This window comes from Candidatus Methylomirabilis limnetica (genome assembly GCF_003044035.1).
GTDB lineage: Bacteria > Methylomirabilota > Methylomirabilia > Methylomirabilales > Methylomirabilaceae > Methylomirabilis > Methylomirabilis limnetica.
The window spans coordinates 110,030-123,058 of sequence record NZ_NVQC01000013.1 but is presented as its reverse complement, the minus strand read 5'-3'; the positions used below and the strand labels follow the sequence as shown (position 1 = coordinate 123,058).

The following is a 13,029-nucleotide window of genomic DNA, read 5'->3' as shown; positions in this document are numbered from 1 at the left end:
CCTCTAGGGTATCCCTTTATATTCCGTTCGTGGTGAGCTGGTCGAACCATGAACGGAACTTGTCGAAATGCTTCACCCTTCGACCAGCTCAGGGCGAACGGTAAATACACAGAAGCATGAGACGTACACAACTAACTATCTCCGCTTCACTGATCCTCTGTTGCTGCCTCTCGCGGCGACGGAACGAGCCTTCCGCCCTGCCCTACGGTCCACCTTCCCCGCCGATCACGTGCTCCACCGGCTCTGATACGTGTCTTCTAATTGACGGAATCATGCGAATGACGCCAGACATGGCATAGAGAAAGAAGCAGAAAAAGGCCACCAATCCTGGCTCTGAAGCGATGACCGAGACCACAAGTGTCAGGCCGATGAGGAGCGCGAAGGGTTGACGTTTCTTGATCTCGATCCCTTTCAGACTGCGGTACCGGAGGGGACTGACCATCAAGAACGATAGCGCGTAGACGATGACGACCATGAGCGCAGACGTCACCCGATCTGAGAGCAACTCACGCTGAAAGAGGATCAGCGAAGGCGACTCTCGCATGAAGAGCACGAAGGAGGCGATAACCGCTGCGGCCGCCGGAATCGGGAGGCCGACAAAATAGCGGTTGTCGAGAATTCGCGTCTGAACGTTGAAACGCGCCAACCTGAAGGCGCCACTCGAAACGAACAGCGCCGTCGGGATGATCGATCCGAACAGCAATCCCATCTTGCTGTAGGGTTTGATCGCCCACGCATAGGTGAGGATGGCGGGCGCGACGCCGAAAGCAACCAGATCCGCTAACGAATCGAGCTGCACTCCAAAGTCGCTCTGGGTGTTGGTGAGCCGAGCCACGGCCCCGTCGAGGCCATCCATAATCAGCGCAATGAGAATAGCGATGGCTGCGCGGGTGTACTCGTCATTATGCACGGCGACGATAGCGTAGACCCCGCACAGCAGATTGCTGATGGTCAGCAGGCTTGGTAGGAGGTAGACCCCCCGCCGGCGACGGCCCTTGCTCATCGGAGCATCCCCATCACAGTGATTCCTCCCTTGACACGATCTCCGCGTTTCACGGAAAGCTCCGCACGTGCCGGAACGATCAGATCTACGCGCGACCCAAACCGAATCAGCCCGAATCGCTCTCCAGCCTCAAGCTTTTGCCCGGCAACGACCCGGCATACAACGCGCCTTGCGATCAAGCCTGCGATCTGTTTCACCAATAGTCGGCCTTCCGGCGCCTTCAGTATGATGAGGTTCTGTTCATTGCCTGTCGACGCCTTAGACTCCCATGCGGGGCGAAATGTCCCCGGTTTGTACTCAACCGTTTCGACCACCGCGGGAAACGGGGCACGGTTGATGTGTACATTGAAAACCGATAGGAAGATGCTGATCTGGGTGGCCGGTTCTTGCAACTCGTGGCCAAGATACGGGATAACCTGGACAACGGTCCCATCGCCAGGGGCAAGGAGCAACCCCTTGCCCTGCGGGACGTCGCGGGGTGGGTCACGGAAAAATAACGCCACCAACACAGCCAAAACAAGTACAGCAACGCCACCACCATGCCACCCTGCAACCCATAGGATGGCAGCCAGGCCCAGCGGTGCTAGGATAAATGGCCACCCTTCTCGTGCAAGAGGTATCGTCATCTACGCTGCCCACAAAAGGGTATTTGATCAGTGATTCTTGTCATTGATACCATGGCTGGCGGCGATCGCCAAGGGAAATAGGGTCAACAATGGGCTCATGCGAGAAACCGTCTAACCAAGTCCGGGATAAGCTGGAGCGCCAGATTCAGCTTATCAGGATCCTTCCCGCCGGCTTCGGCGAGATCGGCCCGGCCGCCTCCGCTCCCACCCGTAATACTTGCCACCTCCTTCACCAATTTGCCGGCGTGCAGCCGCGAGGTGAGGTCGGGTGTCACGGCCGCCACCCAGCTTACCCGTCCATCCGAGGACGTTGCCAGAACGATCACCCCGCTGCTGATCTTGGCCCTCAGTCTATCTGCGAGCTCCCGTAGGGCCCGCTGATCACACCACTCGGCCAGACCCGTCACCACCGTGACGCCGGAGACTTGGGTCGCCTTCTTCAGCAACTCCTCCGCCATTTCCGCACCCAGCTTGGCCCGAAGCTGCTGGACCTCTCGCTCGAGGGCGCGTGTCGCGTCGAAGAGGCGGTCAACCTTTTCGGGAACTTCAAGAGGCTTACTCTTCAGCCGATCAGCCGATTCCTGCAGAACCTCGCCCTCACGCTTCAGGTGCTGAAAGGCCCCAGGGCCGGTCAGAGCCTCGATCCGCCGTACGCCGGCAGCGACGCCGGTCTCATGCGAGATCTTAAATAGGCCGATCTCCCCTGTGGCCTTGGTGTGGGCCCCTCCGCACAGCTCGATACTAAAGTCGGCGATACTGACTACCCGTACCTCGTCTCCATACTTGTCACCGAAGAAGGCCAGTGCGCCTTTGGCCAGTGCCTCGTCCATCCGCATCTCTTCGATCACAACCGGCTGGTTGGCCCAGAGCCTAGTATTGACTATCTCCTCGATCTGAGTGATCTCGGCGGGACTCAGAGGCCCGTAGTGCCGGAAGTCAAAGCGCAAGCGGTCCGGCGCAACCAGCGAGCCTTCCTGTCGCACATGGTCTCCGAGGATCTGCCGGAGGGCCGCGTGGACGAGGTGGGTTGCTGTGTGGTTCTTGACCGTCGTGTCGCGCCGGCATGCATCAACCGAAGCCGTGAGCCGCTGACCTCTCCTGATGTCGCCCCGCTTTACCCGGACTCGGTGAACGATTAATCCAGTAAGCGGCCGTTTGGTATCCAGGACCTCCGCGATAAGCGCCTCACCACGAAGGTACCCGGTATCACCCACTTGACCACCAGATTCTGCATAGAAAGGAGTTTGGTCGAGGACGACATCTCCCTCCTGCCCCACATCGATCCGATCGACCTGTTTCCCATCTGCCAGAACCGCAACTACCGACGCTTGCAGATCGAGACACTCGTAGCCCAGGAATACCGTTCGCCCCGTCTTCGCAAGGTCACGGAATGCCTCTGCGACCCCTTGGACGTCTCCAAATGCCTTCAGATGCGATCGCGACTGTTCACGCTGGCGTCTCAACTCTACCTCGAACCCGCCCCAATCGCATTCGACTGACTGCTCAGTGGCAATCTCGTCCATCAGGTCCCGAGGCACTCCGAAGGTGTCGTACAGCTCAAAGAGCGTTGAACCTGGAAGCATGGCCCGCTCCGCCGCCTGGGTCTTCACATTCTGGATCAGGTCATGAAGGCGTGGCAGCGCCTCGCGCAGCACGATGCTGAATCGATCCTCCTCGATCCAGGCGAAGCGCGCGACATGCGCTCGGCTAGCCGGGAGATCCGGATAGGCATCCGTCATCAGGTCGATCACCTTATCGGTCGCAGCAGCCAGAAACGGCTTGTCAAGTCCCAGGAGACGGCCATGTCGAAGTGCGCGCCGCAGGATCCGCCGCAGTACGTAGCCCCGCCCCTCATTGCCGGGCAGAACACCGTCGGCCAACGCGAAGGTGACCGCTCGTGCATGATCGGCGATCACCCGCATCGACACATCGTCCTTCTCGTCAGCGCCATAGCGCTTCTGCGAGAGCTCCTCTACCGTCGCGATCAGCGGCCGGATCAGGTCGGTCTCAAAATTACTCGTGACCCCTTGGCATACCGCGGCCATTCGCTCCAGCCCAGCACCGGTATCGATACTCGGCTTGGGCAGAGGCGTGAGGGTCCCGGAGGCATCACGATTGTATTGCATGAATACCAGGTTCCAGAGTTCCAGATAGCGATCGCACCCGCACTCAATGCTACAGGTCGTCCGCCCGCAGCCCACCATCGGACCCTGATCAAAGATCAGTTCAGAGCAGGGCCCACATGGACCTGTCTCGCCCATGGTCCAGAAATTGTCCTTGTCCCCCAGGCGAACGACTCGATCGGGCGGCAGGCCGGCAAGCCTCTGCCATAGGTTGAACGCCTCATCATCATCCTTGTAAATGGTGGCCCAGAGCCGATCCGCAGGCAGCTTGAGCTCGCGCGTCAGGAACGCCCAACCATATTCAATGGCACTCTCCTTAAAATAATCGCCAAAGGAGAAGTTGCCGAGCATCTCGAAAAAGGTGTGGTGGCGGGCGGTTCTACCGACATTCTCCAGATCGTTATGTTTACCGCTGACGCGCAAACACTTCTGGATCGAGGCGGCACGCCGGTAGGGACGCGGATCGGTTCCGAGAAAGACCCCTTTGAACGGAACCATTCCGGCATTGGTGAAGAGTAGCGTCGGATCGTCGGCTGGGACCAGTGAGGAACTGGCAACCACCGTATGATCGTTCCGCTCAAAGAATCGCAAAAACCGCTCGCGGATCTCTCCGCCTGTCAATCCCAGCATGACGTGTTCCGTTACCCCTGCTGCTCCTCGTGAAGCAGTCGCCAGATCATTTCGCTTGAAAATCCTCTCCGCTGTAAAAATCGCGCCACCCGGAGGGTCCTGGCTGAAGCCGGAAGACGCCCGAGTACCGAGAGCTTTCCTGCCATAGCACGGCGGGCTGCCGGCTCTTCTCCCTCTTCGTAAAGGTCCCCCAGGACCTCACGCACGAGTTGCTCCTCAACCCCCTTGACCTCGAGCTCCTTGCCAAGCCGATACGACCCCATCGGTTTTGTTCGGAGACGGCTCCTGGCCCAGGTGGTCGCGAATCGTCGGTCGTCCAGGTACCCCTGCTCTTGCAGCCGATCGAGCGCTACCTGTGAGTCGGCTCGGTCAAATCCCCTGACCGCAAGGAGGCGAGCAAGCTCAGCGCGCGTTCTGTCCCGAACAGTAAGAAGGCGTACGCCCACCCTGTACGCCGCGTCAGGAGGCTTGGCCTTCAGTGAGGCTTTCGTTCGCGAAAGCCGCCCTTCTGTTCTGCGGTCCAGGGTTGATCCGACGAGGTCTCGATCCCTCGAACCTTGAGGGCGAAGTCGTTGGGGTTGCTGCTCCACTGGAGCGCCTCCTCATAGCTCACGAGGCTCTGGCGGTACAGGCTCATGAGCGATTGATCGAAGGTCTGCATCCCGTACTCCGATACCCCGGCTGCGATGGCCTCCGGAATCTTTCTGGTCTTTTCAGAATCAGCGATGTACTCCCGAATGGTGGAGGTTGCGACCATAATCTCTACCGCCGGCACGCGCCCTTTGCCATCCGCCTGCGGGATCAAGCGCATCGAGATGACCCCTCGAAGCAGCGAGGAGAGTTGCATCCGGATCTGCCTCTGCTGGTAGGGTGGAAAGATTGCGATAATGCGGTTGATCGTTTCGGCCGCATCGATGGTATGCAGGGTACTCACAACCAAGTGGCCGGTCTCGGCAGCTACAATAGCCGTGCTGATCGTTTCATGGTCGCGCATCTCTCCAACCAGGATCACATCCGGATCTTGGCGAAGTGCGCTGCGCAGGGCGTCGGGAAACGACTCCGTATCGATTCCGACTTCCCGCTGATTGATCAAACACCGATTATCTACGTGGAGGAACTCGATCGGGTCCTCAATGGTGACGATATGGCCGGTTCTATTGTCGTTGATATGACCGATCATCGCTGCCAGGGTTGTCGATTTCCCGCTTCCTGCGGTGCCGGTGACCAACAGCATCCCCCTGGGTTCCATCGCCAGCTTTCCGATGACCGGCGGCAGATTGAGCGCTTCAATCGTCTCGATCTTGAGTGGGATAGCCCGAAAGACGGCCCCCACCATCCCGCGTTGCTGAAAGAGGTTGGTCCGAAATCGTCCCAGCCTAGCAACGCTATAGCTCAGGTCTAGTTCCCGACGTTGCGCAAACCGCTGTCGCTGTGGCTCAGTCGTGACGAGGCTGACAGTCGTATCGAGGTCAGCTTGGGTGAGGCAAGGTCGATCCTGTACAGGGACGAGCTGGTGGTCAATCCGGAGAACGGGTGGGGAGCCGACTTTCAGGTGGAGGTCCGAGGCACGTCGCTCAACGACTAGCCTCAACAGCTCATGAAGGTCGAAAGGCATCTCTATAGTTCCTTAGAAACCAGAGCTCAGCGGCCAGCGCTCAGCCTCCCAGAAAAGACGTGAGGGCGTGAGGCGTGAAGGCGTGAGGAGAGACTTCCCGCGAGGTATCAACGTGCCTGCTGCGCCACCTCCGTCTCGACTGCACCGGTCAATCCAAGGGCGACGCGCACCTTTCCTTCGATCTCATTGCATAGGGTAGGATTATCCTGCAAAAAGCGCTTGGAGTTCTCCCGTCCCTGGCCAATCCGCTCACCGCCGTAGGAGAACCAGGACCCGCTCTTTTCAATAACCTTATACTCAGCGCCAAGATCTAGCAGACCGCCGATCCGCGAGATCCCCTCGCCGTAAATAATATCGAATTCTGCCTCTCTGAATGGGGGGGCGACCTTGTTCTTGACCACTTTGACCTTCACGCGCGCCCCGATTATCTCGTCCCCTTCCTTGATACTTGAGATCCTCCTGATGTCAAGCCGGACTGATGAATAAAACTTCAGGGCCCGGCCGCCAGTGGTGGTCTCGGGATTGCCAAACATAACCCCAATCTTTTCCCGGAGCTGATTGATGAAGATGACACAGGTTTTGGACTTACTGATGGCCGCCGTGAGCTTCCGGAGCGCCTGGGACATCAGCCGAGCCTGAAGGCCCATCGTGGGGTCTCCCATCTCACCATCAATCTCCGCCCGCGGCACGAGGGCGGCAACCGAGTCGATCACGATGACATCGATGGCCCCGCTGCGAACCAGAACCTCGGTGATCTCGAGGGCCTGCTCCCCCGTATCCGGTTGAGAGATCAGCACCTCATCGATGTTCACCCCCAGGGCCCGGGCATAGGCGGCATCCAGCGCGTGCTCGGCATCGACGAAAGCGGCTGAGCCACCCACCCGCTGCGCCTCGGCGATGATGTGCAGGGCTAGCGTCGTCTTCCCGGACGATTCCGGCCCAAAGATCTCGATGACGCGACCCCGCGGCACTCCCCCCACTCCTAACGCCGCGTCCAGTTCCAACGAGCCGGTGGAAATAACCGCAATAGGCAAGAGCGCACCCGAACTGCCCATCTTCATGATGGCGCCCTTACCGTACAATTTCTCAATCTGGGAGATTGCCAGATCTAGCGCTCGTTCCCGCTCTTTCCGATCCCCCCGTTCCGCTGTTTTTTCCACCATGCCAACCCCCCCCTTAACCCAGTAGACCGCAACGATTCCACCCTGATTATTCCAGACAACCGTATGCGATTTCATCCAGGTTGTCAAGCACTGCAGGATTTTGGGGTACACGGCATAAAAGTGAGGCTGCTTAGGGAGTTGCGGTGAGAGAAAGCTTGAGGTGTCAGTCTGGCAGTTGATTTAACGGTCAGACAGGAGGCCCCATGGAATCATCCACTCCGCAGATTGATGAACTCCCAAGGATTAGTTGGCCGCGATCCCACAGGCACCATGAATCGGTCTTGGCCGCGTCGATATAGATATCTTCAAGGACCGACCCCTTGGACGCCGACCGTATTCTGGGCCATGACCGACGTGATCGCTGAGGTCCCGAACACACCCAAGGCTGAAGTGAACTAGGAAATTCTTGAGCAGTGTTTGAAGATCGTGAAGGGATGGTTTTACATCGGGGACATCCCTTTCACCGTGCCACACAATTACAGCAACATCGATGTGCTCGGCTATTACCCGATCGCCAATCAATACTACGACTTAGAAGTGAAGTTCAGGTCGGCCTTCTCTCTTACAAATGATGGCGAGACCATCGGCTATCTAGTCGATCAGTTTGAGAAATACAGGGAGCAGGCAGAGGAAAAGCTCCGCGAATTCATCGGCCGGAGAAAGACCATCAAAGTCGTCGCGACAACCAAGAAAATGGTCGTCAAGTTCGAAGCGAAACGCTCCGAAATGGAGGCCTCATTCCACCGGAAGATGAAAGCCTTGAAGTACAGATCCGAACTGTGGTACTTCGATGACATGATCCCTGAGTTAGTGGGTCGGGTTGAAGTCAAGGGCCGTTACAACACTCAACTTCTTCAAACCATCCGCATGCTCAAGCTCTATGAATCCAAGGCATAACCCTGCGGTCTACCGGACGCTGCGCAATAAAGCCGCGCAGCGCGGGTGACCTCCACGTTAGGCTGCTGACGGGACAACTCACGATGCACCGAGTACTGGTGAGCGCATGCTTACTGGGTGAGCGCGTTCGTCACAACGGCGAGCACAAGCAGAGCCATGATCGCGTCCTTCAACGATGGCTACGCGAAGGGCGCGTAGTACCATTCTGTCCGGAAGTCGCAGGAGGGTTGCCTGTCCCGAGGCCACCCGCTGAGATAGCCCGGGCTACGGGTGGTTCGAGCGTCCTGTCGGGGACCGGAAGGGTCCTCGATGTGAATGGCTGTGATGTCTCGGCCTTCTTCGTCGCCGGCGCGCAGCAGGCACTCGAGTACGCTCGGCGGGAGTCGATTCGGGTCGCGGTCCTAAAAGATGGTAGCCCATCCTGTGGCACGTCCTTCATATACGACGGCACGTTTACTTCCCGAAGGGTTCCGGGGCAAGGCGTCACCGCAGCCCTCCTCCGACAAGCGGGCATCCATGTGCTCAACGAGTTTCAGTTCGAGGAGGCTGATCGTATCCTCACCCAACTACCACAGGAAGGCGGGCCCTGATTCGGGTCCGTAGGCAATCAACCGACCGAGCGGCTTCACCGCTCGCTGCAGCGGCCTCACGTCATTCGCCGCTGAGGTCGAAGTCGTTAGCAGGAAGAGACGACTTGCGTCTGTACCCCAATTGCGCTACAATACTTTGAGGAAATGGAGGTGATATTATGAGCAAGACCGCAATGGTACGGGCGAGATTGGAACCGGACCTGAAAAACCACGCCGAATCCGTCTTTCACCGATTGGGCCTGAACGCAACACAAGCCATCACGATTTTCTACAGGCAAGTCGAGCTTCGTGACGGACTTCCATTCGATGTCGTCGTTCCGACAGCAACCACAAAACGGACATTCGAGGCTTCCGAGACCGGACGTGATCTGGTCGTCTGCGATGATGCAGACGACATGTTCCGAAAACTCGGTATCTGATGTACAAACCCGTATATACACAGCAGTTCGCTAAAGACTTGGAGAGAAGCCGTCGTCGTGGTAAGAATTTCGACAAATTGAAGATCGTTATCCGCAGCCTTCTCGCAGGGGAACCTCTGGATCCGATCCACCGTGACCATCGTCTCGTCGGCAACTTCATCGGCCGCCGTGAGTGCCATATCGAGTCCGATTGGCTGTTGGTTTACAGACTCGCCGGCGATCGGATGCACTTCGAGAGAATGGGCACACACTCTGACCTGTTTAAAACATGAGCAGGCACGATCACTGCCTGCGAGCGGCATACGTCGAACGGCACGATTCCCAAAGGCCAAAGCGCCATCGGTTGCGTCACAGCCGAGCAACACCCCATGCGGCCGCGGCCGCACCGCATCCGACAAACCCCCCTCAATCCCCCTTTACGAAAGGGGGAGGCACGGAGGCGTATCAGGAATATCCCCCCCCCTTTTCTGAAAGGGGGGTCAGGGGGGTTTGTCGGATGCTGACGGCTGAGTGCTGACTGCTGCATGCTATTTTCTAGGGAAATTACTGAGATTGCTCTCCCCTCAGCTCCCGCTCTCTTCTCCTGATGTCTTTCCCTTCCAGCGCAGATTCGGCTGACGGGCGGCCTTTACCTCGTCCAGCCGCGAGACCTTGGTCTTGTGCGGGGCGGACCGGACTAGCTCCGGATCGCGCTCGGCCTCCTCGGCGATCCGCTTCATGGCGTCGATGAACTGATCCAGCGTCTCCTTGCTCTCGGTCTCGGTCGGCTCGATCATCATGGCCCCCTTGACGATCAGGGGGAAGTAGATGGTTGGGGGATGAAAGCCGTAATCCATCAGTCGCTTGGCGATGTCGATGGTTTGGACGCCGTGCGGAAGCTGGCGCGCATCGGAGAAGACGCACTCGTGCTTGCAGAACGTGTCGTACGGCAGATGGTAGTGGTCTTTGAGCTGGCTCATGATGTAATTGGCATTGATTACGGCCACCTCGGCTACACGGCGCAGTCCCGATGGACCCAGCGAACGGATATAGGCGTAGGCCCGGACCAGCGCCGCGAAGTTCCCATAGAAGGCCCGCACCCTGCCGACACTTGACGGCAGGTCGTCATTCAGGACAAATCGCCTCCCCTTCTTCTCGATGACCGGGACCGGCATGAATGGTGCGAGATGCGCCTTGAGCCCCACCGGTCCCGCGCCAGGACCGCCGCCCCCGTGTGGGACGGCAAACGTCTTATGCAGGTTGAAGTGCAGGACGTCGATCCCCGTGTCGCCCGGTCTCGATATCCCGATGATGGCATTCAGGTTGGCGCCGTCGCAGTAGACCTGCCCGCCCTTGGCGTGAACAATCTTGGCGATCTCAGCGATCTGATCCTCGAATAGCCCAAGGGTATTGGGATTCGTGACCATGATGGCGGCAACGTCCTCGTCCATCGCGTTGGCCACGACCTGTGGGTCCAAGCGGCCGTTCGGCCCGGACTTGATCTGCAGCACCTCGTAGCCACAGATGGCGGAACTCGCAGGATTGGTGCCATGGGCGGAGTCAGGGACCAGGACCCGTTTCCGTGGGCTCCCCTTCGATTCCAGGTACGCCCGGATCAGCATCATGCCCAAGACCTCCCCCTGGGCTCCGGCGGCCGGCTGGAGTGACACCCGGTCCATCCCGCTCACCTCGGCCAGGAACTGCTCCAGCTCATACATCAGCTCCAAGGCGCCCTGGATCAGGCTCTCCGGCTGATACGGGTGCGCGAGGGAGAAGCCTGGCAACCGCCATACTTCCTCATTGATCTTCGGGTTGTATTTCATCGTGCAGGAGCCCAATGGGTAGAAGCCCGTATCGACTCCGTAATTCCATTGCGATAGCCGCGTGAAATGCCGGACCACCTCGACTTCGGACAGTTCCGGGAAACCGGGAATGTCGTGCCGGAGGAGCTTTCTGGGCAGCAGTCGCTCCGGCTTCAGCTCCGGGACGTCGCACTCAGGAAGCGTGCAGCCTCGCCGTCCCGGTGAACCCTGATCAAACAGGAGCGGCTCATTGAAGGTGAGTCCCTGTGCGCCGACACCCGCCCCTTCTTCCTCGCATTTGGCGCTTTGCCCAGATGAAATCCCCCCTCGCCCCCCTTTACCAAAGGGGGGATGGGGAGATGTGTCTCGCACCTCATCCTTCATCGCCCACCTCCCATCGCCTTACAGAGCGCGTCGATCTCCTCGCGACTGTTTTGCTCCGTCACGCAGATGAGCAGGCAATCCGAAAGCTCCGGGTAGAATCGGCCCAGATCCAAACCACCGATGATTCCCTTGGCCAGCAGCGCGCAATTCACCTCAGCAGGGGTCCGTCTTTTTACCCGCACCACAAACTCATTGAAGGTGGGGCCTGCAAAACGAAGCTCGTACCCGCGGAGCTTGGATATCGCTTCTTTGGCATAGGCCGTCTTGCGGAGGTTCAGTAGGGCCAGCTCCCTGAGCCCGGCCCGGCCTAACAGGGAAAGGTGAACGGTCGCTGCCAGGGCGCATAGCCCCTCGTTCGTACAGATGTTGGACGTAGCCTTCTCTCGCCTGATGTGTTGCTCTCGGGTGGAGAGCGTGAGGACGTAGCCTACCCTCCCGGCCTTATCCTCGGTCTGTCCGACCAGGCGACCCGGCATGCTGCGGATGTAGGCTTCTTTCGAGGCGAAGAAGCCAAGATAGGGGCCACCGAAGTTCAGGTGGTTCCCGAACGCCTGGCCCTCTCCCACCACAATGTCCGCCCCGCACTCACCGGGGGATCGGACGATGCCGAACGACACCGGCTCCGACACAACCACGATCAGGAGCGCCCCGACTTTGTGAGCGGCCTCTGCGAGTTCATCTAACGACTCCAGGACTCCGAAGAAGTTCGGGCTCTGGACCACAACGGCGCAGGTACGATCCGAAAGCGCCGCCTTCACCTTTTTCAGATCGGTCGTGCCCTGGTCCGTGTATGGAGCCTCGTGCAGGTGGAGGCCTAGCTTGCTTACATAGGTGCGGGATACCGTCCGGTACTCCGGGTGCACGGCCATGGGCAGCACCACCTCCCGGCGACCGTTGATCCTGTGGGCCATCAGGACCGCCTCGGCCATGGCGCTGGAACCATCATACATCGACGCGTTTGCCACCTCCATGCCTGTGAGCTGGCAGATCAGCGTCTGGTACTCGTAGATCGCCTGAAGTGTCCCTTGCGATAGCTCCGGCTGATACGGCGTATATGCGGTGTAGAACTCCGATCTGTACACCAGGTGGGAGACAGCGGCAGGGATGAAGTGATTGTAGGCGCCTGCCCCCAGGAAGGAAGAGTATTGATCCACGTCTGCGTTCTTGCCGGCCAACTCCTTCATGTGCTTTCGCAGTCCGGTCTCGGACAGCGGCGGCGCCAGATTCAGCCCTCGCTTGAGCCTGAGCTTCTGGGGGATATCGGCAAACAGCTCGTCGCTCGACCGGACACCGATGGCATCCAGCATCGCGCGGCAGTCGGCCTCCGTATTTGGGATGTACTCCATCAGTGGTTCTCTGCCGCCAGATAGGCCCTGTACTCCTCAGCGGTCATCAGACTCCCCAGCTCTTTGGGATCAGCGAGCTTGGCCACGATCATCCATCCCAGTCCGTAGGGATCGGCATTGATCTGCTCCGGGTTCGATGCGAGCGAGGAGTTGACCTCAATCACCTCACCGGTTAGCGGACAGAAGAGGTCAGAAACCGCCTTCACCGACTCCACGACGCCGAATGCCTCAAACTGGCGCAGTACCCTCCCGACGTGTGGCAGTTCCGCGAACACAATGTCGCCGAGTTGGCTCTGGGCAAAGTGGGTAATCCCGATACGCCCACGATCCCCCTCAACCTTGACCCATTCATGCGCTTTCGTATAATACAGCCCCTCAGGGATCATGGTCACCTCCTTCTATATCAGCGATCAGCCAAAGTATAACGGCTTCTTTCCTCTTCGCTGAGCGCT

The 13,029-nt window shown here is 58.8% G+C and carries 13 protein-coding genes; 4 read left to right on the top strand and 9 right to left on the bottom strand.

What is annotated here, in order from left to right:
• Positions 1-202 precede the first annotated feature (202 nt).
• The 6 genes from pssA to recA all read right to left on the bottom strand — a co-directional run bounded on the left by pssA (position 203) and on the right by recA (position 7,160).
• Positions 203-1,003: a CDP-diacylglycerol--serine O-phosphatidyltransferase gene (gene pssA, locus CLG94_RS03440; protein WP_107561485.1), complete on the bottom strand. Its 801-nt coding sequence runs from the start codon at positions 1,001-1,003 to the stop codon at positions 203-205.
• Positions 1,000-1,629, bottom strand: a complete 630-nt coding sequence (locus CLG94_RS03435; RefSeq protein WP_107561484.1) for a phosphatidylserine decarboxylase — start codon at positions 1,627-1,629, stop codon at positions 1,000-1,002. Before CLG94_RS03435 ends, pssA begins: the two co-directional genes overlap by 4 nt.
• 95 nt (positions 1,630-1,724) lie before the next feature.
• Positions 1,725-4,373, bottom strand: coding sequence for an alanine--tRNA ligase (gene alaS / locus CLG94_RS03430; protein ID WP_161954004.1), 2,649 nt, complete (start codon positions 4,371-4,373; stop codon positions 1,725-1,727).
• A 20-nt stretch (positions 4,374-4,393) separates the two neighbouring features.
• The gene (locus tag CLG94_RS03425; protein ID WP_161953999.1) at positions 4,394-4,828 is read right to left on the bottom strand and encodes a regulatory protein RecX; all 435 of its coding nucleotides are present in this window, start codon (positions 4,826-4,828) and stop codon (positions 4,394-4,396) included.
• Between the two features lie 29 nt (positions 4,829-4,857).
• On the bottom strand, positions 4,858-5,997 hold the full coding sequence (locus CLG94_RS03420; protein ID WP_107561481.1) for a type IV pilus twitching motility protein PilT: 1,140 nt from the start codon (positions 5,995-5,997) through the stop codon (positions 4,858-4,860).
• A gap of 107 nt (positions 5,998-6,104) precedes the next feature.
• On the bottom strand, positions 6,105-7,160 hold the full coding sequence (recA, locus tag CLG94_RS03415) for a recombinase RecA (RefSeq protein ID WP_107561480.1): 1,056 nt from the start codon (positions 7,158-7,160) through the stop codon (positions 6,105-6,107).
• 417 nt (positions 7,161-7,577) lie between these two features.
• Between recA and CLG94_RS03405 the strand changes: the two genes are divergently transcribed.
• The 4 genes from CLG94_RS03405 (at position 7,578) to CLG94_RS03390 (ending at position 9,338) form a co-directional block, all read left to right on the top strand.
• The gene (locus CLG94_RS03405; protein ID WP_107561479.1) at positions 7,578-8,057 is read left to right on the top strand and encodes a hypothetical protein; all 480 of its coding nucleotides are present in this window, start codon (positions 7,578-7,580) and stop codon (positions 8,055-8,057) included.
• Between the two features lie 83 nt (positions 8,058-8,140).
• Positions 8,141-8,647 (top strand): 2-thiouracil desulfurase family protein, encoded by a 507-nt coding sequence (locus CLG94_RS03400; protein ID WP_107561478.1) that lies wholly within the window; start codon positions 8,141-8,143, stop codon positions 8,645-8,647.
• A gap of 158 nt (positions 8,648-8,805) precedes the next feature.
• A complete protein-coding gene (locus CLG94_RS03395) occupies positions 8,806-9,066 on the top strand; it encodes a type II toxin-antitoxin system RelB/DinJ family antitoxin (protein ID WP_107561477.1) in 261 nt (86 codons plus the stop codon).
• Positions 9,066-9,338, top strand: a complete 273-nt coding sequence (locus tag CLG94_RS03390) for a type II toxin-antitoxin system YafQ family toxin (protein ID WP_107561476.1) — start codon at positions 9,066-9,068, stop codon at positions 9,336-9,338. Before CLG94_RS03395 ends, CLG94_RS03390 begins: the two co-directional genes overlap by 1 nt.
• 291 nt (positions 9,339-9,629) lie before the next feature.
• On the opposite strand, the gene gcvPB is transcribed toward CLG94_RS03390, so the two are convergent.
• Genes gcvPB through gcvH form a run of 3 tightly spaced genes read right to left on the bottom strand, consistent with a single transcriptional unit; the run spans position 9,630 to position 12,963 of the window.
• Positions 9,630-11,231 carry an aminomethyl-transferring glycine dehydrogenase subunit GcvPB gene (gene gcvPB / locus CLG94_RS03385; protein ID WP_239993100.1) on the bottom strand — a complete coding sequence of 534 codons (1,602 nt, stop codon included), beginning with the start codon at positions 11,229-11,231 and terminating at the stop codon, positions 9,630-9,632.
• Complete coding sequence (gene gcvPA / locus CLG94_RS03380; RefSeq protein ID WP_107561475.1) at positions 11,228-12,577, bottom strand: aminomethyl-transferring glycine dehydrogenase subunit GcvPA; 1,350 nt, start codon at positions 12,575-12,577, stop codon at positions 11,228-11,230. The genes gcvPB and gcvPA overlap by 4 nt, the downstream gene beginning before the upstream one ends.
• Entirely contained in the window at positions 12,577-12,963 is a 387-nt protein-coding gene (gene gcvH / locus CLG94_RS03375) for a glycine cleavage system protein GcvH (protein ID WP_107561474.1), read from the bottom strand. Before gcvH ends, gcvPA begins: the two co-directional genes overlap by 1 nt.
• Between the last annotated feature and the right edge of the window lie 66 nt (positions 12,964-13,029).

Coding starts and splice junctions, on each gene's coding strand:
- pssA (WP_107561485.1), bottom strand. CDS start 1,003: ATGAGCAAGGGCCGTCGCCGGCGGGGGGTCTACCTCCTACCAAGCCTG.
- CLG94_RS03435 (WP_107561484.1), bottom strand. CDS start 1,629: ATGACGATACCTCTTGCACGAGAAGGGTGGCCATTTATCCTAGCACCG.
- CLG94_RS03420 (WP_107561481.1), bottom strand. CDS start 5,997: ATGCCTTTCGACCTTCATGAGCTGTTGAGGCTAGTCGTTGAGCGACGT.
- recA (WP_107561480.1), bottom strand. CDS start 7,160: ATGGTGGAAAAAACAGCGGAACGGGGGGATCGGAAAGAGCGGGAACGA.
- CLG94_RS03400 (WP_107561478.1), top strand. CDS start 8,141: ATGCACCGAGTACTGGTGAGCGCATGCTTACTGGGTGAGCGCGTTCGT.
- CLG94_RS03395 (WP_107561477.1), top strand. CDS start 8,806: ATGAGCAAGACCGCAATGGTACGGGCGAGATTGGAACCGGACCTGAAA.
- CLG94_RS03390 (WP_107561476.1), top strand. CDS start 9,066: ATGTACAAACCCGTATATACACAGCAGTTCGCTAAAGACTTGGAGAGA.
- gcvPB (WP_239993100.1), bottom strand. CDS start 11,231: ATGAAGGATGAGGTGCGAGACACATCTCCCCATCCCCCCTTTGGTAAA.
- gcvPA (WP_107561475.1), bottom strand. CDS start 12,577: ATGGAGTACATCCCAAATACGGAGGCCGACTGCCGCGCGATGCTGGAT.
- gcvH (WP_107561474.1), bottom strand. CDS start 12,963: ATGATCCCTGAGGGGCTGTATTATACGAAAGCGCATGAATGGGTCAAG.